At 61.9% G+C, this 19,389-nt stretch carries 16 protein-coding genes and 1 pseudogene; 3 read left to right on the top strand and 14 right to left on the bottom strand.

Features of this window, described 5'->3' with window-relative positions; all coding sequences use genetic code 11:
• The first annotated feature begins 1 nt into the window (after position 1).
• Positions 2–1,198 (top strand): annotated as a pseudogene (locus tag KBC96_06955) (DUF4838 domain-containing protein).
• Positions 1,199–1,220: 22 nt separating this feature from the next.
• Here KBC96_06955 and KBC96_06950 read toward each other — a convergent pair.
• The 14 genes from KBC96_06950 to iorA form a co-directional block, all read right to left on the bottom strand.
• The gene (locus KBC96_06950; GenBank protein MBP6964125.1) at positions 1,221–3,191 is read right to left on the bottom strand and encodes a hypothetical protein; all 1,971 of its coding nucleotides are present in this window, start codon (positions 3,189–3,191) and stop codon (positions 1,221–1,223) included.
• 146 nt (positions 3,192–3,337) lie between these two features.
• Entirely contained in the window at positions 3,338–4,534 is a 1,197-nt protein-coding gene (locus tag KBC96_06945) for a hypothetical protein (GenBank protein ID MBP6964124.1), read from the bottom strand.
• A gap of 133 nt (positions 4,535–4,667) precedes the next feature.
• A complete protein-coding gene (locus KBC96_06940) occupies positions 4,668–5,972 on the bottom strand; it encodes a phenylacetate--CoA ligase (GenBank protein ID MBP6964123.1) in 1,305 nt (434 codons plus the stop codon).
• Between the two features lie 8 nt (positions 5,973–5,980).
• Positions 5,981–6,718, bottom strand: a complete 738-nt coding sequence (locus tag KBC96_06935) for an ABC transporter ATP-binding protein (GenBank protein MBP6964122.1) — start codon at positions 6,716–6,718, stop codon at positions 5,981–5,983.
• 6 nt (positions 6,719–6,724) lie between these two features.
• Complete coding sequence (locus tag KBC96_06930; GenBank protein ID MBP6964121.1) at positions 6,725–7,498, bottom strand: ABC transporter ATP-binding protein; 774 nt, start codon at positions 7,496–7,498, stop codon at positions 6,725–6,727.
• Positions 7,495–8,577 carry a branched-chain amino acid ABC transporter permease gene (locus KBC96_06925; GenBank protein MBP6964120.1) on the bottom strand — a complete coding sequence of 361 codons (1,083 nt, stop codon included), beginning with the start codon at positions 8,575–8,577 and terminating at the stop codon, positions 7,495–7,497. The genes KBC96_06930 and KBC96_06925 overlap by 4 nt, the downstream gene beginning before the upstream one ends.
• 44 nt (positions 8,578–8,621) lie before the next feature.
• Positions 8,622–9,455 carry a branched-chain amino acid ABC transporter permease gene (locus KBC96_06920; GenBank protein ID MBP6964119.1) on the bottom strand — a complete coding sequence of 278 codons (834 nt, stop codon included), beginning with the start codon at positions 9,453–9,455 and terminating at the stop codon, positions 8,622–8,624.
• A gap of 175 nt (positions 9,456–9,630) precedes the next feature.
• The gene (locus KBC96_06915) at positions 9,631–10,785 is read right to left on the bottom strand and encodes an ABC transporter substrate-binding protein (protein MBP6964118.1); all 1,155 of its coding nucleotides are present in this window, start codon (positions 10,783–10,785) and stop codon (positions 9,631–9,633) included.
• Positions 10,786–10,950: 165 nt separating this feature from the next.
• Positions 10,951–11,382 (bottom strand): ACT domain-containing protein, encoded by a 432-nt coding sequence (locus tag KBC96_06910; protein MBP6964117.1) that lies wholly within the window; start codon positions 11,380–11,382, stop codon positions 10,951–10,953.
• A gap of 80 nt (positions 11,383–11,462) precedes the next feature.
• Entirely contained in the window at positions 11,463–11,894 is a 432-nt protein-coding gene (locus tag KBC96_06905; protein MBP6964116.1) for an ACT domain-containing protein, read from the bottom strand.
• A gap of 1 nt (position 11,895) precedes the next feature.
• On the bottom strand, positions 11,896–13,500 hold the full coding sequence (locus KBC96_06900) for a sodium:solute symporter family protein (GenBank protein ID MBP6964115.1): 1,605 nt from the start codon (positions 13,498–13,500) through the stop codon (positions 11,896–11,898).
• A gap of 18 nt (positions 13,501–13,518) precedes the next feature.
• A complete protein-coding gene (locus KBC96_06895; GenBank protein MBP6964114.1) occupies positions 13,519–14,820 on the bottom strand; it encodes a phenylacetate--CoA ligase in 1,302 nt (433 codons plus the stop codon).
• Between the two features lie 42 nt (positions 14,821–14,862).
• A complete protein-coding gene (locus KBC96_06890) occupies positions 14,863–15,450 on the bottom strand; it encodes an indolepyruvate oxidoreductase subunit beta (GenBank protein ID MBP6964113.1) in 588 nt (195 codons plus the stop codon).
• Positions 15,447–17,237: an indolepyruvate ferredoxin oxidoreductase subunit alpha gene (iorA, locus tag KBC96_06885; GenBank protein MBP6964112.1), complete on the bottom strand. Its 1,791-nt coding sequence runs from the start codon at positions 17,235–17,237 to the stop codon at positions 15,447–15,449. Before iorA ends, KBC96_06890 begins: the two co-directional genes overlap by 4 nt.
• Before the next feature lie 260 nt (positions 17,238–17,497).
• On the opposite strand from iorA, the gene KBC96_06880 reads away from it, so the two are divergent.
• Positions 17,498–18,508, top strand: coding sequence for an SUMF1/EgtB/PvdO family nonheme iron enzyme (locus KBC96_06880; protein ID MBP6964111.1), 1,011 nt, complete (start codon positions 17,498–17,500; stop codon positions 18,506–18,508).
• Positions 18,509–18,608: 100 nt separating this feature from the next.
• On the top strand, positions 18,609–19,094 hold the full coding sequence (locus KBC96_06875) for a hypothetical protein (GenBank protein MBP6964110.1): 486 nt from the start codon (positions 18,609–18,611) through the stop codon (positions 19,092–19,094).
• Positions 19,095–19,389: the final 295 nt, after the last annotated feature.

The following is a 19,389-nucleotide window of genomic DNA, read 5'->3' as shown; positions in this document are numbered from 1 at the left end:
CCATGCGTTCGAGGATTGGGGGAACAAGTACTTCGCCGAGCATCCGGACTGGTTCGAGATGGACGCGAACGGCGTGCGTCACCCCGGCAAGTCGATGTGCGTCTCCAATCCCGGCTTCCACAGGCAGATCGTTGAGAACTGGTGGTCCGGTCGGCAGAATCGTACCGCGTCCAGAACGCACGTCAACATCTGCGAGAACGACGGGCCCGGTGCGTGCTGCTGCCCGAACTGCCTCGCCTGGGACGGTCCCGAACCGTCCTGGCCGCGCCCGACTCCCTACGACAACGTGCGCAACGTCTCCCAGCGGTACGCCCGCTTCGAGATGGCCGTACTGAAGCTTGCCCGCGATCACGACCCCGCCGCCGAGGTGACCGCCTACGCTTACAGCAACCTCACCTTTGCGCCCGACGGCGTGAAGCTCGACAAGAGCGTGCTCATCGGATACGTGCCGGACGTGTTCTTCCCCCGGACCGCCGAGCAGCAGGACTGGGTCCTGAGGCAGGGGCAGGGATGGATAGACGCCGGCGCATCGCTGTTCATGCGCCCGAACTACCTGCTCCACGGCTACTGCATGCCGGTGAACTGGGCCCGGCAGTCCGCCGAGGAGTTTCGGTTCCTGGAGACGCGCGGGATGATCGGCACCGATTTCGACAGCCTGACGGGCATGTGGTCAACGATGGGCCTGTCGCTGTACGTCATCGGGCGGCTGCACGTGACGCCAGGAGCTCCGGTAGATCAGATTCTCGACGAGTACTATGCGTCCTTCGGCCCGGCCTCGAAGCAGGTCGAGGCGTACTGGGACTACTGGGAGCGCTACAGCCTGGAGCATCTCGATCTCTTCAAGGACGGCCTCTGGCAATATGCGCGCTACCCGGAAACCGCCTACAAGCGCTTTCCGCCGGAGTCGTTCGTTCCCGCCGCGAAGTTGCTCGACGAGGCGGAGCGCGCTGCCGCGCGGAATCGAAGCGCTGCGGAAAAGGTGGCGTTCCTCAGGACGGGGTTGGCGCACGCGAAGCTCTGTGTCGAGGCGAGCATGGCCTTCGAGAAAGCGAAGTCGGATGACGCCCGATGGAAGGCGGCGGCTGAGAAGCTCAGGGCTTTCAGGGCGATGATCACGGACCCGATGGCGGTCAACCTGAGCGACGGGGATTCCTCGTGCATGGGCCGCGAGACCAATCTCGGCTGGTGGCCGGAATGAGCATCCCCGCAGGTAGCCGTCGCTAGCAGGGGAAGCAACGATACATCGTGATGCCGAGCACCGAGCCTGCGAGCGCCCAGAGGCTCGACGTGATGTAGTCGCCGAGGACGAGTCCGAGGAAGAACGGAAGCGCTATCCTGTAGCCCTTGATGCCGCCGTAGCGAATGATCAGCGTCTTAAGGATCCACGCCACCAGGAAGGGGCACCAGAGCCAGTACATCGTGCCGGTGTTCGAGAGCACATACCCCGCAGGGTGGAACGGGAACCAGACGAATCGGCTGCGCATCAGGCTGAGGAGGAACGTGAAACCGGTTCCGAACGCGATCGCCAGGATGCCGGGGATGTCGGCCTTCATCGGGTTGGCGATGAAGGTGCTCGCGCGGTCGAACGGCACCTTGCCCATCATCGTGCGCCAGGGTTCCACCTTCGCCGTTCCCGCGCCGAACTTGTACCACACCGCCAGGCACGCCCAGAACCCGACCGCTATCCCGACGACCATCGCGAACAGGAGCACCATCGTCATGATGCGCTGCCTGCTCCGAGTCGCCTGCGCCATCTTCATCCCCTCGGCCTGCACGCCCATCGGGCAGCACCTCATCTCGACGCTGAACCAGTGGAAATACGCGAGCGCGACCAGGTTTCCCTGGCTGAACACCCCACTTCCCATCGGGCGCACCAGCGTGTCCACCGCATCCCATCCCGGCCCCATGACCCACGCCGGCCCGGCCTCCGCGCGCAGGCGGCTGATCGTCGTGGCGAAGAGCAGGTAGATGCCGAGGTACGCGAGCGCCACCAGCGGAGACATCCCGACGAGCACGCAGAAGACGACCATCACCGCGAACCCGGCGAGGAGACCTATCCCGGCCATGCGGTAGGACATCGGCTCCTCCGAGTCGTCAACGTCGGGATCGTTTCGGAATACCTTGGCGAAGACCTCCTTCAGGTGCTTCCGCGCCAGGTAGACAACTACGATGCCGATTCCGATGAACCCCCCGACGCTCTGCTGGGCGAGGTAGGGTGGGGCGCTCAGCGCCCCCGCGCCCCCTTGCCAACCGGTTGCGGCGACGAGGACGCCTTCCAGCTTGGTGATGATGTAGAAGAACCAGCACGAGAAGCTCACGTCGGTCGCCAGCACGAACCCGAGCCCGATCGCCAGCGGGTAGAACGTCGTCGGGAAGTAGCCGACCCCGTTCCACGGCGCGGTGCTGAAGAACGGCTGAAGGTCGAACGCCCGAACCTGCAGGTACGGCACAGACGGGTAGAGGTGGTGCAGGCTGTTCAGCGTCTCCACCGCGGCGGCGGCAAAGAACCCGGTCCACATCAGCTTGTTCGAGAAGAACCGGGTCTTAGGGTCGGTCATCTCCAGCGGCAACTGCACGATCGGGTAAGAGAGCCTCTCTCGCTCGATCCACTGCTTGCGCAGGATGGTGTTGATGCACATCATGCTGAAGAGCATCGCGAAGAGGAAGCCGCTCCACAGGACGATCGGGTATGTCCATGCCGCCCACGGTATCGGCTCGTTGCCCTTGTAGAAGCCCTCGATCGCCGAGAGCTTGGGCATGATGTACTGCGGCACGAAGCCGTCGAGCGCTGCGATGTGAGGCTGCGTCAGTCCGTAGTGCGGGACCGCACCGAGCGAGGTCATCAGGAACTGGAGCATCCCCATGCCGGAGAGTATCACGGAGACGGTCAGCATCGCGTATATAGTGATCAACTCCGTCCGGCCGAGCGTCCAGATCGGCCGCAGACGCCGGACCAGGCCGTTGATGATGAGCAGTGAGATGATGATCAGGATCGGCGGCATCATGAGCGAAGTCGAGGTGAGGTCGGTCTGCGAGACCACATCGCCGTATACGCCCCAGAACACCCCCGGGATGATGGCGGCAAAGCCGATCACCACCGCGCGCCAGGTGATGCCCCGGTCGGGCTGAGCGGGGTCGGGCGCCGATTCGGCTTCCTCGGGAAACTTCGGACTGTAGGGTTCTACTGCCATGCCTGCCTGCTGTCGTGGATCGGTGCAGGGTAATCTTCATCCTGCGCGGGTGAAAGTCCTACCGAGTCCAGGAATCAGAAGCGTCGCACAGAGAAAAGGCCGGGGGCGGGTGCCCCCGGCCTCTGTTGTCGGGCCAGACGGAAATGCTAGAACCCGCTGAACAACTCGATGAAGAAGAGGTCGTTGTCCACCTTGCCTCCGCCGAGTGCGTCCTCGTTATTTATCTCATACTCATACTGCAACCACACGGATTTCGCTATCGGCTGTACCATTGAGAGGGATACCTGCTGCACATCCCACGTGAGCGGGTTGTTCGCCAGCGGGGTGTCCATGTTCTGCTGGGCATATCTGGCAAACAGCTTCCAACCGTTCTTGAACTCCTGCCCTAGCACCACGTTCCAGGCATCGTAGTCGAGGCTGCTGACCTTGGCGTCGTAGTACTCGCCCTGGAGCACGAATCCGCACGGCCACTTCCTCATGAAGTCGAAGCCGAGCTGGCTCATGGTGTTGTCGGTCGCCCCTGGCAGCAGCGGAGCAGATGCCGCTCCGGTTATGGGGTTCGACGGGCGGAGGACGGCGTCCGCCGCCGGGTCGCGCAAGTTCGCCATGTCTCTGCTGTCGAGCTTCGCATAGGAATATGAGAGGCCTGCCTTGACCCCACTCCAGGTTCCGCCGATTCGGCCGGAGAACTGGAGCTTCTGGCTCAACTGACCTGAAACGGCGCTGAATGCCTGGTTGCCCGAACCCGAATGGGGATCGCGCAGCGCCAGGTGAGGCACCTGATGCTGCGGTACGCCCAGCGCGTTGCGGGGCGTGTCGCCCGGAATCTCCCCTATCGCTCTCGTGCCGAGGCGGTAGGCCGTGTGAACGGCGAGCGCGGCTTCCATGTTGTTCTTGCTTCCGATGTACTGAACGCCCTGGACCCGGTCCTGTGTGAACGCCTCGGATACGATCCCGTAGTTCGAGGTCTTGCGATTCGGGTAGGCCGGCGTGATGCCGAATGCCTGCCTTCGGCCTTTTCCGATCCTCAGTTTGCCTACTTCGATCGGTTTGTCATAGTAGGCGCTCTCGAGGTAGAGACCGTTCGTGTTGACCCACGGATGGTAATAGAGCTCCACGTAGGCGTTGCTGGTGTCGGCGAAGGTCGCGAGCGTCGAGATGGAGATCCTCTCGGATCTGAACTCTCCTGACGCTCCTTCGCCCATGTAGAACCGGTTCTGCATGTAGCCATGCACGTCGATCTTCGGCGGCGCGGGCGCGGCCTGCGCGAACAGTGCTCCGGCTGCTGCTACCAGCAGCACGGCGCTTAGCGCCGCAAGGGCGCACGTCGTAACTCTGGACACTTTCCTTACCTCCTGTGCCTTTGTTTCCGCGGCTCTATTGCCGCGGTCCTTATGTGCCGGTCGGGCCGGCGATGGCCTGGCGAGGCTGTCCCTGTTTCGCCTTCGCCCGGCCAAACTGAAACTGATCAGCCATCTACGACAGGTTCCGATTGTCCACCACGCGCTGAGCGGCGTCCGGGCTGTCCTGAAGCGTCTTCGGCTCGACGAGCCTCAGCTTCGGAGTGAGACCCACTACCGCGTGGATTCGATCCCTTATCTTCTCTTCGAGTTGCACGAGCCTGCTGATCTGGTCGGTGATGATGTCTGCCGAGACCTCGACCAGCACAGTCAGTTCGTCCATCGCCTCGACACGGTCTACGATGATCCGGTAATGCGGCTCGACTCCCTCAATCTCGTACAGGATCGCCTCGATCTGCGAGGGATAGACGTTGATGCCCCGGATGATGAGCATGTCGTCGGTGCGTCCGGCGATTTTGCTCATGCGGACGGTCGTTCGCCCGCACGAGCATCGCTCCGGGTTGAGTGTGGTCAGGTCCCTCGTCCTGTATCTGATCAGGGGCATCCCCTGCTTGGTGATCGTCGTCAGGACCAGTTCGCCCTGTTCACCGTACCCGACGGGTTCGAGCGTCGAAGGGTTGACCAACTCCGCCAGGAAGTGGTCCTCGTTCACGTGCAGGCCGCACTTGTGCTCGCATTCGCCGGCTATCCCCGGACCCATCACGTCGCTGATCCCGTAGTTGTCCGTCGCGCTTATCCCCAGGCGATCCTCGATCTCGGCGCGCAGGCATTCCGGGAACGGTTCGCCCCCGAACAGTCCCAGTCTCAAAGAGAACGCATCGCGGTCCACGTCCATCTGTTCCATCACCTCGGCGATGTGAAGGGCGTAGCTCGGGGTTCCGACGAGCGCGGTCGTCTTGAAGTCCTTCATGATGCGGATCTGGCGCTCCGTATTGCCTCCCGACGCCGGGATGACCGACGCGCCGACGCGCTCGGCTCCGTAATGGATTCCGAAGCCGCCGGTGAACAGCCCGTAGTCGAAGGTTACCTGCAGGACGTCGTTCTTGGTCACCCCGGCCCCGCTGACGACGCGGGCGACGAGGTCGCTCCAAGTCCGCAGGTCGTTTCGCGTGTAGCCGATGACTGCCCCCTGCCCGGACGATCCGGACGAGGAGTGTATGCGCACGATCTCCTTCAGGGGTACGCTGAACATCTCGTACGGGTAGGCGTCGCACAGGTCTTCCTTGGTCGTGAACGGCAGTCGGCCGAGGTCGGCCGGCGATGTCACGTCCTCAGGCTCGATTCCGAGCTTCTCGAACCGCTTGTGGTAGAAGCGGACGTTTCGGTACGCGCGGTTGACCGTGAGTTGGAGACGCTCGATCTGCAACTGCTCCATATCCTCGCGCGGCATCGTTTCACATCGTTTGTTCCAGATAGGCATAAGCTTCCTCAGCTTTCTATGATCTGCCTGTAACCCTTGCCGAGATACGCCCTCTGTACCTCGGGATTTCGCTCCAGTTCGTGGGCAGTTCCCTCCAGAATGACCCGTCCGGTCTCGATGACGTACCCGCGTTGGGCGACCGAGAGCGCCGCCTTCGCGTTCTGTTCCACGATCAGCACCGTTGTGCCCTGCTTGTGGAGTGCGGTGATTACCTTGAAGATGTCCTTGATGACAAGTGGGGCCAGGCCCATCGAGGGCTCGTCGAGCAGCAAGAGCCTGGGGCGTGACATCAGCGAGCGCCCGATGGCGAGCATCTGCTGTTCGCCGCCGGACAGCGTTCCCGCGAGTTGAGAGTGCCTCTCCTCGAGTCTCGTGAAAATCGAGTAGACCCGCTCGAGGTCCTCGCGCATCTGGGCCTGCTTGTCGGCCCTCGGGCGGCGGTACGCGCCCAGCACGAGGTTCTCGTACACTGTCATGTCCGGGAAGAGCTGGCGTCCCTGCGGTACGTGCGAGATTCCAAGCTTCACGAGGCTCTCCGGCGCGGCTCCGGCCACTTCGTGCCCGTCGTACTTTATGGAGCCGGACTGTGCCGGAAGAATGCCGCATATCGTATCGAGCAGCGTCGTCTTGCCCGCACCGTTCGCGCCTATGACCGCGACGATCTCGCCCGCTCCGACGTGCAGGGAAACTCTCCGCAGGGCGGTGATGCGCCCGTATGCCGCCGCAACGCTCGTGAGCCTGAGCATCGCTCCCTACACCTCCTCGCCCAGATAGGCGGCGATGACTTTCTCGTCCGCCTGTACTTCTTCCGGGGTTCCGTCGGCGATCTTCTGCCCGTGGTCCAGCACCACCACGCTGTCCGAGATGTCCATGACGAACTGCATATCGTGGTCTACGAGCGCCACCGTTATGCCCTGGTCCTTGATCTTCCTCAGCAGATTCGCAAGGCCCTCGGTCTCGTGGGTGCTCAGGCCGGAAGCCGGCTCGTCGAGCAGCATCATCGTCGGTTCCGTGGCGAGCGCCCGCGCGATTTCGAGCAGTCGCTGTTGTCCGAACGGGAGGCTCGCCGCTGGGTCGTGCGCCCTCTCAGTCAGGCCGACGATCTCGAGCTTAGAGAGGGCGTCGTCAACGATCTGCCGCTCCTCGCGCGCCTGTGCGGGAAACCTGAACGCTGCGGCGACGAATCCCTGTCGGGACCGCATATGTCTTCCGACCATGACGTTCTCTAGCACGGTCATATTGCCGAAGAGCTGCACGTTCTGGAAGGTGCGCGCGATTCCCAACCCCGCGATCCGATGCGGCGGCAGCCCCAGTGTTGACCCGTTGGCGAAACTCAGCTCTCCCGACGTAGGGGATAGAACCCCTGACAGTATGTTGAGCAGCGTGCTCTTGCCGGCTCCGTTCGGCCCGATGATGGCCCGCAGTTCGCCGCGCCTTATCTCGAACGTGACATCGTCCACGGCGGTGAGACCGCCAAATATCTTCGTAATGCATCGTGCCTCGACGAGTGCGGGATCGGCGTTCATCGGCCCACCGCCTTCTTCCCGCGGGCCATCCGCAGGAACGATGCGGTCGCGTCAACGGCGCTGCGCACCAGGCCGTCCGGCATGTAGATCATGATCAGCATGAGGATCAGCCCGAAGACGACTACGTCGAAGTCGGCCAGCGAGCCGCCCATCCCCGGAATATGAACGTGGCCGAGCCCGCGCAGAAGCTCGCCCAACACGGTGATCGCCGCCGCCCCGAAGATCGCTCCCCACACGCTGGCCATGCCGCCCACGGCGACCATGACGACCAGTTCGACCGAGAACTTGAACCCGAAAGGCTCCGGGCTTATGAACGTGACGTAGTGCGCGTAGAGGCTTCCGGCTATCGAGGCGAGCGCGGCGCTCAGCACGAAGACCTGCAGCTTGTACCTCGCCGTGTCCACTCCGAGCGTCGAAGCGGCCATTTCGCTGCTGTGAACGGCCCGGAACGCGCGCCCTATCCGCGAGTGAACGATGTTGGCCGAGAGAGCTATCACCGCCGCCGCCAGTCCCCACACAACGTAGAACATCGAGACATCGTCGTCAAGAATCAGTCTGCCGATGCCGAGACTGGGTATGCCGTATATGCCGGACGTCCCGCCGGTCATCGGCTCCCACTGCACAAACACTATCGAGACGATGACGCCGAAGCCCAGCGTCGCCATTGCCAGGTAATAGCCGTGGAGCTTCAGGGCCTGCGCTCCGATCAACCACGCGATGAGCGATGTGAGCAGTACGCCCGCAAGCATACCGATCCACGGCGAGAGTCCCACGCGCGAGGTCAGTATCGCGGACGTGTACGCTCCCAGTCCGTAGAATGCCGCGTGGCCGAGCGAGACCTGCCCCGCGTAGCCCATAAGCAGGTTCAGCCCGACGGCCAGAATGGTGTTTATGCCGACGTATATCAGCACGGTGAGCTGGTAATTGCCGCCCCCGGCCGAGGGCCTGAAGATCAGGTTTGGAACTATGACTATCGCCGCGATGAGCGCGACGAAGGGCGCATAGCCCATCAGCTTCGATCCAGCTGTTCCGCGCGCCGACGGCGCGTTCGTCTCTTGTTTCCCTGTTTCCGAAGTCAATTCTTGTCGTCACCAATCCCCGGTTCTGAGTCGGGGCGTCAGGGCTACTCTTTCTTTCGCCCGCCGAATACGCCTTGGGGTCGGGCGAAGAGAATGATCAGTAGAATGATGAATGCTATCGCGTCCTTGTAGCCGCTCGAGACGAACCCGGCTCCCATCGCCTCCAGTATTCCCAGCATTAGTCCGGCGGCTATTCCGCCCGAGAAGTTGCCGAGTCCGCCCAGGATCGCGGCGCAGAAGCCCTTGAGACCGAGCATGGCTCCCATATCGTACTGGGCCATCGTGATCGGAGCAACCACCGCCCCACCCACGGCGCCGATCGCTCCTCCCAGCATGAACGAGAGTATCGTCATGCGGTTGATGTTGATGCCGACGAGCCTTGCGCCCGCCTTGCACGACGCGCATGCCCTCATGCCGCGTCCGATCAGCGTGTATCGGTAGAAGAGCCACAGCAGGAGCACGAGAAGCGCGGTGATGCCGAATACCCACAGGCTCTGCGCCTGAATTGCTGCGCCGCCGAACCTGAGCGTGTGGTCGCCCGAATAGGCGGGCAGAGGCAAGGCGTCTTTGCCCCAGAGAAGCATAGCAATCCCGCGGAGCAGTATCGAGGCGCCGACGGTGATGATGACAAGAGTTACCGTCGAGCCGGTCCGGAGCGGCCTGAGCAGAGACATGGCGACCAGGCATCCTACTATGCCGGACACAGCCACTGCTGCGAGCACTGCCAGGGGAAGCGAGACGTGCATGGACACGAGCACCGCGGCAACCACGGCGCCGAGCATCACGAACTCGCCCTGCGCGAAGTTGACCACCTGGGTGCAGTTGTATACTATCGTGAATCCGATCGCGGTCAGCGCGTAGATACTGCCGACCGTCATGCCGGACAGGAGAAACTGCAGGAATTGCGCTGAAATACTCACGTACTCAGTTCCTGAGAGGACATGCCCGGCTGATGCCGGATGCAAGAATCGGCGTGCGGGTAGAGGGGAAGTTCCCACTCGCACCGACACGGCATCCAGCTTTCGCCGGGCATGTCCCCCGGCACGTTCTTGCCTACTTCATCAGCGTCCACTTCCCGTCCTTGATCTCGACCATGACGAACGAATCCTTCGTCAGGCCGTTGTGATCTTTGGCCGAGAAGTTGAAGACGCCGCTGATGCCTACGAAGTTGGTGGTGTTCTCGATCTCGTCGCGGATCTTCGCCGGATCGTCCCCCACGCTCTCGAGAGCCTTCACGACGAGGTGGACCGCGTCCCACGCGTGCCCGCCGAACGTGTCGGCGCTCTTTCCGTAAGCTTTCTCGAACTGAGAGGCGTACGTCAGCAGTGTAGCCTTCTGAGGGTCGGAGTCGGGTATGCTGTCGGCGACTATCAGTCGGCCGGCGGGGAATACCACGCCGTTCGCCGCATCACCGGCAAGCTCGATGAACTTCTTGTTCGCGATGCCGTGGCTGTTGACCAGCGGCATCTTCATCCCGAGCTGTTTCATGTTCTTGGCGACAATCGCCGGTCCGGGGTTCGTGCCCCAGCAGATGACGGCGTCGGGCTTCTTCGCGTTGATGCGGGTCAGCTGGGCCGTCATGTCGGTGTCCTTGCCGCCGAACTGCTCCTTGGCGATGATGGTGACGCCGGCTCCTGCGGCCTGCTTCTCCGTCTGCTCGAGGCCGCTGGCCCCGAATGCGTTGGAATCGTTGATGAACGCTACGGTCTTGATTCCCTTAGCCTTCAGGTAGTCAAGCACCTTGGCCGCGGCGTGGACGTCAGCCTGGGCCGTCTTGAATACGAACGGTTTCACCGGGTCCGTGATCTTGATGCCCGCCGCGCAGGAGATCAACGGTATCTGCGCCTTCTCGCACATCCCGGCGACGGCGAGTGTCGTGCCGGTCGTGCTCGGGCCGATGATCGCGCACACCTTGTCGGACTCGATCAGCTTCTTGACCGCCATCACGCACTTGGTCTCTTCGCTGGCGTTGTCCTCGATGATGAACTCGACGGGATGACCCTTTATCCCGCCTTCCGCGGTGATCTGGTCGGCGATCATCTTGACCGTGTCCCGCTCGGGAGTCCCCAGGGGAGACGCCGGCCCGGTGATGTCCAGCACCACGCCTACCTTGTAGGGCGCGTTGCCTGTCTGCTTCGCGCATCCGGCCGCGATGAGAATGGCCAGACACACGATGAGCGTTGCCGCAAGGCGAATCCTTCCTTGCATTTCGACCTCCATAGTTGGAATTAGCCGCTGACGCAGGCCCGGTGTCACTCGTGGACACTTCCGACTAGGCCGGCGGTCATGCGACCGATGTCCTTACACGGGCGCGGAAGTTTCGCCCGTTGCGCGCCGCTTTCGGCGCGTATGCCAAGAGGGAGCCGTCTCCCCCTAGAGCGCGTGGAGTTCGTCGCCTGTAAGTATCCTGGCTCCGCCTTCCTTCAGAGCCTCTATTGCTTTGTCAACCGGTTCGGTTCGAAATACAACGATCGCGTTCTCGCCGGACGATCCGACGAACGCATACATGTAGTCTATGTTCAGGCCCTTCGACGCGAGGATCTCTATTATGCCGGCGAGTCCGCCCGGGCGGTCCGGCACCTCGATCGCCAGCACCTCCGTCGCCGTGACTGTGAAGCCCTCGCCGGTCAGCACCTCGGTGGCGCGTTCCGGGTGATCTACTATCAGGCGCAGGAGACCGTAGTCCGCAGTGTCCGCGATGGACAGAGCGCGAATGTTGACCTCGTTCCCGGCGAGTGTGCGGGTGACGTCACCCAGGCGGCCGGACTTGTTCTCAAGGAAGACGGATATCTGTTCTACCTTCATCCGCTTGCTCCATTGGCCATCATTCGCTGAATCGCACGGGCTGTGTTTACCCGATTATGCGCGGCGGGCAAACATTCCTCCTAGAGGCCGTAGACCTGCTTCGCCGAAAGCATCTTGACGCCCTTCGCCTCCAGAGTCCTGATCCCCTCGTCCACGTTGTCGATCCGGAAGATCACGACCGCGTTCTCGGCGGACTTCTGCACGTAGGCGTACATATACTCGATGTTGATCTTCGCATCGGCGAAGATCTTGAGCACGCTTCCGAGACCACCAGGCCTGTCGGGGATCTCGATCGCGATGACATCGGTCTCGCGAACCGTAAACCCACCGGACTTCAGCACGGCATGGGCTTTGGCGATGTCGTCTACGATCAGGCGGAGTATCCCGAAACCCGATGTGTCCGCGAGCGAGAGGGCCCGGATGTTGACACCTTCCGCGCCTATCGCTTCCGACACCTCGGCTAGCCGGCCGGACTGGTTCTCGAGGAAGATAGAGAGCTGCTTGACCTTCATATCATTCTCCTGCGGATTCGGCCCCCGGCCGAGCCGTTCCATCGCCGAAGCACTTGGCAAGGTGAGCCTCGTCCATCGGTCTCGTGACCGCGCTCACGATCGGCACTACAATGAACGGCGCGAGGATGGCGATCGCTCCGCCAAGGGGTATCCCCGGCTGTCCGAGCTTGACATAGAGGGTGACGGCAATCGCGACTCCGGCGAAGAATCCCGCGACCGCGCCGGCGGTGGTCGCCCTGCGCCAGAATAGACCGTACAGATAGGGAGCGGCGAACGATCCCGCCAGCACGCCCCACGATATCACCATCAGGTTTATGATGATATCCGGCTTCATGAGCGCGATGTAGAGTGAGAGCGCTACGAACAACCCGCACAGTACCCTCATCATCAGCAGTACGGTTCTGCGTTCAGCCTTCGGGTTCACGGTGCCGGCGTAGAGGTCCATCGCCACCGCCGAACTCGATACAAGTACCAGCGACGAGAGTGTGCTCATGGACGCTGAGAACACCAGCAGCGCGATGATGATGAGCATCCACGCCGGCAGTTTGTTCATCAGGAAGATCGGCATCCAGCGGTCCCAGTCAATGTCCGGCTTCCCGTTCGGCAGGATGACCGGTTTGTCGCCCGCCATCTTCACCGGCAGTTCCTTCGGCGAGGTGTATAGCCCCTCAGAGATCGGCGCCGCCGTAATGCGCGAGTCGTTAGGCAGGTTCAGGTGAGTCATCGCCCCGGTAAAATAGGCGCCGAACGTGATCACGACCGCAAAGAGGGTCGCGACGATCATCGCCCGCTTGACCTGGTCCGAGTTCTTTATGGAGTAGAACTTCTGCACCATCTGCGGGAGGCCCCAAGGGCCGAGGCTCGTCAGGACAACGAGTGATGCCAGTGTCACCCAGCCGGGGATAGTCCCCGGAGGCGCATTCGGCGGAAGAGGCTTCAACGCGGGCGAGCAGACCTCCCAGTTCGCGAGCAGGCTGACCGCGTTTCCGATGCCGCCCGCCTTGCCGAGCAGGATGTACATCATCACCCCGACGCCCGAAATCATCACCAGGCCCATCAGGAAGTCGGTCAGCGTGACCGCGAAGTATCCGCCCATTATCAGATACACGCCCGTCAGTACGGCAAGGAGAACGATTGCCTGCACGTAGTCCATGCCCAGAGCGCTCTCGAAAAGGTAGCTGAGACCCATGTAGACCGAAGCGGAGTAAGGGACCAGGAAGATGAAGATCAGCAGTGCGGCCAGTATCTTCAGCATCGGGCTTCTGTATCGCTCGGCAAGGAACGCGGGCATAGTCATTGCGTCGAGCCGGGAGGTCATCTCTCTTGTGCGCCTGCCGAGGACCATCCATGCGAGAAGGCTTCCGACGAGTATGTTCCCCGCGACGATCCACATCGTGTGCAGGCCGAATCCCCATCCGAGCTTCCCGGCGTATCCGATGAAGACGACTGCCGAGAAGTACGTCGTCCCGTAGGCGAACGCCGACATCCACGGTCCGATGCTTCTGCCTCCGAGGAAGAAGTCGCCCAGGCTCTTCGTCTTCCTCATGGCCCAGACTCCGAGGCACAGTATGGCCAGAACGTACAGAACGATTACTGCTACTCCCACCCTGCTCTCCTCCTTTGGCTAGTCTCTTGGACGGTTGTCAACCACGCGCTTGGCCTTGCCCTCGCTACGTTCGATGGTCTTGGGCTCGACCAGCTTCACGTCGGCCGTTACCCCGACGACGCTGTGTATCTCATGCTCGATCTTCTTCTCGAGCGCTTCGAGCACCTTGATCTCATCGGAGAAGAATCTCTCGTTCACCTCGACCCAGACCTCCAGGCAGTCGAGGTTGTCCTTGCGGTGCACGACGATCAGATAGTGCGGCTCAGTGCCTTCTATCTCGAGCAGCACACTCTCTATCTGGCTCGGGAACACGTTCACTCCGCGGATGATCAGCATATCGTCGGTCCTGCCGGTGATCCGTCCCATGCGGAAGTGTGTTCTCCCGCACGCGCACGGTTTCTCGTTGATGACGGATAGGTCCCTTGTCCGGTAGCGGATGATCGGGAATGCTTCCTTGGTGAGTGAAGTGAACACAAGTTCGCCGGGCGTTCCCGGCGGGAGGACTTCATCGGTCAGCGGGTCTATGATCTCCGGGACAAAATGGTCGTCGAAGACATGCAGGCCGTCTTGGACTTCGCACTCGCTCGCGACGCCCGGGCCGATGACTTCGCTCAGGCCGTAGATGTCGGTCGCGCGGACTCCCATCTTGGCCTCGATCTCCCTGCGCATCTGGACGGTCCACGGCTCTGCGCCGAAGATGCCGTACTTGAGCGAAAAGTCGCGGATGTCGAGGTCCATGTCCTTCGCGGTGTCGGCGATGTGAAGGGCGTACGACGGCGTGCAGGCCAGCATCGTGCTGCCGAAGTCCTGCATTATCATGATCTGGCGCTTTGTGTTGCCCCCTGAGATAGGGATGACGGCTGCGCCGACCAGTTCCGCGCCGTAGTGGACTCCCAGGCCTCCGGTGAAGAGGCCGTATCCGTAGGCGACCTGGATAATGTCGTTCTTGCCCGCACCGCCGCATCCGATCGTGCGCGCCATCAACTCCGCCCACGTCCCGATGTCGCGGCGCGTGTACCCGACCACCTTGGGCTTGCCGGTCGTGCCGGATGAGGAGTGGACGCGGACGACGTCTTCCATGGGAACGGCGAACATGCCGAACGGGTAGTTGTCGCGCAGGTCATCTCTCGTAGTGAACGGCAGGTGTCGCAGGTCGTCTATCGAGTTGACGTCATCCGGTTTGATGCCGGCGATGTCGAACTTGCGGCGGTAGACCGCGACGTTCTCGTAGCACCGGCGCACGGTCTCCCGCAGGCACTCGCCCTGGAGCGTTCGCCGTTCCTCGATCGGCATGCATTCGGCTTCTCTATTCCAAATCATGAATACCGCTCCCATTCATTCTGGTCTGATCGGTCGGACACGTCAGACAAGTCCCACGCCACGCCCCAACGCAAACGCCCTCAGGTTCGCATCCAGCCCCTTTTGCCTGAACCGTTCAGTCAGTACGTTCTTCCAGACCGTCTGCTCAACGTCAAGGAACCTTGAGAGCGCTCCCAGCAGACAGATGTTCGCGCTTCGTGCTGAGCCGGCATCCTTCGCGAGTTCCAGCGCGTCGAGCGGCACTACTTCGCCCGCGCGGTCCGAGAGCTTGCGCTCGATGCCATCCGGGTATTCCAGCCTGCCGGATGCGACCGCCGCCGGAAGTATCCTCTGGGTATTGAATATGACGACGCCGCCTGACTTGAGCGAAGGCAGATACCTGAGCGCTTCCATCTGCTCGAACGCCAGCAGGATGTCCACCTCTCCGTTCGGGATGATCGGCGAGTAGACCTTCTTTCCGAATCGCACGTCCGAGTTCACCGTGCCGCCGCGCTGCGCCATGCCGTGAACCTCGCTCTTCTTCACATGGAGCCCGCTCGCCAGCAGCGAATCGCATAGAGCCTCGCTGGCCACGAGTATGCCCTGTCCGCCGACTCCGACCAGTCTGATATTCGTCGTTCGCTCGCTCATTCCTGCTCTCTCCGTATGGCACCGAAGCGGCAGACCTGCATGCACACGACACAGCTCATGCACAGATCGTGGTTGATCCGGGCCCTCAGCTTCCCGTCATCGCCCTTCACCGACTCGATCGCGGGACATCCGATTCGGAAACACATCCCGCACGCGGTGCACTCGTCGAGAGCGACCGACGGCTTCGGCGGCTTCGGAGTCCGATCCTGCAGGACGCACGGCCGGTTGGTGATGACCACCGACGGCTTATCCGTGCCGATCGCGTACGCGAGCGCCTTCTCGAGTTCCGGCAGGTCGCAGGGGTCAACCGCGAGCACGTCCTCGACGCCGATCGCCTTCGCCAGCGCATAGAGTTCGAGCTTCGGAGCCGGCTGCCCCATGAGCGTGCGTCCCGTCGCCGGGTGGTCCTGCCCGCCGGTCATCGCGGTGATCGAGTTGTCTAGGATGCATATTGTCGCGGCGGTGCCGTTGTAGACGGCGTCAATCAGGCCCGTGATCCCCGAGTGGACGAACGTCGAGTCGCCGATGACCGCCACCACCGGGCGCTTGTCGTTCGGCGGTTGAGCGCGCTTCATGCCGAGCGCGGTCCCGATGGACGCGCCCATGCAGACGCACGTGTCCATGACTTCGAGCGGCGGGAGGACGCTGAGCGTGTAGCATCCGATGTCGCCGGTGACGATCGCCTTCAGCTTCTTCAGCACCTGGAAGAAGCCTCGGTGAGGGCATCCGGGACAGAGCACCGGCGGGCGTCCGGGTACTTCGCCTGCCTGTTGAGGGGGGAGATGGACTTCCTCCCCGGCGACCGGGCCAAATCCGGCAGCGACGATCTTCGGGTTCAGCTCTCCGACGATAGGAAACCGCTCTTTGCCGACGACCTCGATACCCATCGCTCGAACCTGTTCTTCGACGAACGGGTCGAGTTCCTCGACGACGTAGAGCTTCTCGATCTTAGAAGCAAACGCGCTGATGAGACGGTCGGGCAGGGGATAGCTCATCCCGAGCTTCAGGACCGACGCGTTCGGAACGGCCTCCTTCACGTACTGGTAGGCGATCCCGGAGGTGATCACCCCGACCGAGGTGTCTCCCCATTCGACGCGGTTCAGATTCGTGTTGTTGGACGACTCGCGAAGGCGGATCAGCCGCTCCTCCACGACAGCATGCCGCTTCATCCCGTAGGCGGGGATCATCACATACTTCTGAGGGTCTCGCTCGAAAGTGCCGAAGACCAGCTCGGTTGGCTCCCCGAGTGCGACCGGCGACTTTCCGTGGTTCACACGGGTGGTCGTGCGTAGCAGGACCGGGGTGTCGAACTCCTCGCTGATCTCGAAAGCGCGGATCGTGAACTCCCGGCACTCTTCGCTGTCGGACGGTTCGAGCATCGGAATCTTGGCGAACCGGGCGTAGTGGCGGTTGTCCTGCTCGTTCTGGGAACTGTGCATGCCGGGGTCGTCCGCACTCACGAGCACGAGCCCCTTGTTGATGCCGGTGTACGCGGCGGTCAGGAGCGGGTCGGCCGCGACGTTCACGCCGACGTGCTTCATCGTGCAGAGCGCTCTTGCCCCGCCGAACGCAGCTCCGAGAGCCACCTCGAGGGCGACCTTCTCATTCGGTGCCCACTCAGCGTATATCGTCTCGTAACGGGTGATGTTTTCGAGTATCTCAGTGCTCGGGGTGCCGGGGTACGCCGCGGCGATCCTCACGCCCGCTTCGTATGCTCCCCGTGCGATCGCCTCGTTGCCTGAGAGCAGGACCGTCTTGCTCAAAATATGCTCAACCTCACGTTGCATCCACCATGGGTCCCATATCTCCTGCCAAACCGTCAGAATCGTATCACTTTGCCACCACATCCGTCAAACCTCGCCGCTCCGACGGATGGAACGGCGCACTGTCACCTGGTAGGAATACCAGTTTCTCGACGCCGCCTCGTTCAGTGCAGGAAATAGTGTGTTGACAAAGTGCCCTGGGGGGTATACTGTGCTAGACGGTAGTTCAAGGCGTCACTAGAACGCTCGATCCCAATCGTGGGCCGTGCAAGGGAGGGGAAAGAATGGGAAGAGTGCCTGCTCTTCTGGCAGTGATTGCGCTGTGCTTATGTGCCGTCGCGCAAGCAGCTATAACGATTGACACTGTTGCCGTAGGCGATGTTGGTAATGCGCCGGACACGCGCTATGCTACCCCGGGGTTTGGCTCTGTCGGGTATACCTACAAAATCGGCACGTATGAGACTACCGCCGGGCAGTATACTGCCTTTCTCAATGCCGTGGCCGCGACCGATACGTACGGGCTGTACAACTCCCAAATGTGGGACAGCTCTGAGGGTTGTAAGATCCAGCGAGGTGGCTCTTCCGGCGGCTACGGCTACAGTGTGGCCTCCGACTGGGCGAACAGGCCTGTCAACTTCGTAAGCTACTGGGACTCCTGTCGATTCGCTAATTGGCTACACAACGGCCAACCGATCGGGTTTCAGGATGCCTCTACCACAGAACGCGGCGCATACAATCTGGACGGCTACACGGGGCTGGACGGGCGCAACATCGGAAGAAACACGGGGTGGAAATGGGCTATCCCCAGCGAGGACGAGTACTACAAGTCTGCTTACTACAAGAGCAACGGGGCTGACGCGGGATACTGGGACTATCCCATGCAGAGCGACGTCGCCACAGTGCCCAGTAACGATCTCACAAACCCCGATGGCGGAAACAACGCTAACTGCTATATGAACCATTACACTCTCGGCGGGCCCTACTGGCGAACGAACGTGGGTGAGTTCGAGAACTCCGAGAGTGCCTATGGCACATTTGACCAGAGCGGAAACGTCTCCGAGTGGAACGAAGCCATCCCATTCTTCACCAAGACAACCGCTTCCCGCGGTGTGCGTGGCGGTTCGTACAGATCCTTCCTCCCCTATATCCGAGCAGAGAGTCGAGGCTGGCTCTATCCCTCCCTGGAACAAATGGACCTCGGGTTTCGCGTCGCCGCTGTCCCCGAGCCGTCATCACTCGTCGTGCTGGCCGGCGGACTCATGCCGCTCTTTGCGCTCAGGCGTCGCAGGCAGTAGCCTGGTTTCGTATTCACAGCGTTTCGGATTGCCGATTGACAGATTGGACGCATCGGAGCACAATAGAAGCAGGTCCGCGCTGGGACCGGGAAAGGTTGTCATGAGATTTCGATACATGTTCTTGGCGGCGCTGCTGATCGCCGCAGGCATCGCCGTCGCGGGGTGCGGGGGTGGAACCGGGGAGGCCCCGAGCCCGACGCAGCGGCTTCAAGGGGAGTGGGTAGGGACTATCAATGATCCCACCCGGCCGGATGCGGCGAAGTGCATGCTGATCATCTCCGGCTCGGATGTCGAGGGCGAGGTGCAGTCGGAGGACGGCACGGTCATCTGCACGATCCATGGCACAACTGATGAAGAAGGAAACATCGAGGTTGAGTTCGAGTATGAGGGCGAGTCGGAAGGCGAGAATGGGACCATCCGAATAGACGACGAGACCGGCGAGGTTGACATCGACATCGGGGACCACGATGGCGGAACGGGCGACGACAATGAGGAGGGGACCGTAGGCGACGCCGGCGATTCCGGACAGAGACACGAGGCCGACGCCCCGCCGGCAATCCCGGAGATCACTCTGCGCAGAAAGTAGCCACTCTGCGTATTCCTGCTACGAACAGAAGGGCCTCCGGTCAGAGATGACCGGAGGCCCTTTCGTCGCCTCTCCCTCCGCCCGCACCCATGCCCGAAAAACATGGGGCAAACATTCTAGCAATCGGCTACTTTGGCACGATTCTTGCAGTATATCATCTGTGTGACGGCTCGCCGACGGTGCATGCGCACCCGCCTGTGCTCCATCCCTGCCCCCGTGGACGCGGCACGTTACGTGTTGTCACCTGGTAGATTTGCCGGTTTGCCGAGGACTTCTCGGGTTTCCGGTCGGTTTG

Source organism: Armatimonadota bacterium (assembly GCA_017993055.1).
Taxonomy (GTDB): Bacteria; Armatimonadota; UBA5829; order DTJY01; family DTJY01; genus JAGONM01.
This window is presented reverse-complemented; position numbering and strand designations above follow the sequence as displayed.

What these genes read in the sequence shown, in the direction of transcription:
- KBC96_06950 (MBP6964125.1), bottom strand. Translation starts at nt 3,191, where the DNA reads ATGGCAGTAGAACCCTACAGTCCGAAGTTTCCCGAGGAAGCCGAATCG.
- KBC96_06940 (MBP6964123.1), bottom strand. Translation starts at nt 5,972, where the DNA reads ATGCCTATCTGGAACAAACGATGTGAAACGATGCCGCGCGAGGATATG.
- KBC96_06935 (MBP6964122.1), bottom strand. Translation starts at nt 6,718, where the DNA reads ATGCTCAGGCTCACGAGCGTTGCGGCGGCATACGGGCGCATCACCGCC.
- KBC96_06930 (MBP6964121.1), bottom strand. Translation starts at nt 7,498, where the DNA reads ATGAACGCCGATCCCGCACTCGTCGAGGCACGATGCATTACGAAGATA.
- KBC96_06920 (MBP6964119.1), bottom strand. Translation starts at nt 9,455, where the DNA reads ATGACGGTCGGCAGTATCTACGCGCTGACCGCGATCGGATTCACGATA.
- KBC96_06915 (MBP6964118.1), bottom strand. Translation starts at nt 10,785, where the DNA reads ATGCAAGGAAGGATTCGCCTTGCGGCAACGCTCATCGTGTGTCTGGCC.
- KBC96_06910 (MBP6964117.1), bottom strand. Translation starts at nt 11,382, where the DNA reads ATGAAGGTAGAACAGATATCCGTCTTCCTTGAGAACAAGTCCGGCCGC.
- KBC96_06905 (MBP6964116.1), bottom strand. Translation starts at nt 11,894, where the DNA reads ATGAAGGTCAAGCAGCTCTCTATCTTCCTCGAGAACCAGTCCGGCCGG.
- KBC96_06895 (MBP6964114.1), bottom strand. Translation starts at nt 14,820, where the DNA reads ATGATTTGGAATAGAGAAGCCGAATGCATGCCGATCGAGGAACGGCGA.
- KBC96_06890 (MBP6964113.1), bottom strand. Translation starts at nt 15,450, where the DNA reads ATGAGCGAGCGAACGACGAATATCAGACTGGTCGGAGTCGGCGGACAG.
- iorA (MBP6964112.1), bottom strand. Translation starts at nt 17,237, where the DNA reads ATGCAACGTGAGGTTGAGCATATTTTGAGCAAGACGGTCCTGCTCTCA.
- KBC96_06880 (MBP6964111.1), top strand. Translation starts at nt 17,498, where the DNA reads ATGGGAAGAGTGCCTGCTCTTCTGGCAGTGATTGCGCTGTGCTTATGT.
- KBC96_06875 (MBP6964110.1), top strand. Translation starts at nt 18,609, where the DNA reads ATGAGATTTCGATACATGTTCTTGGCGGCGCTGCTGATCGCCGCAGGC.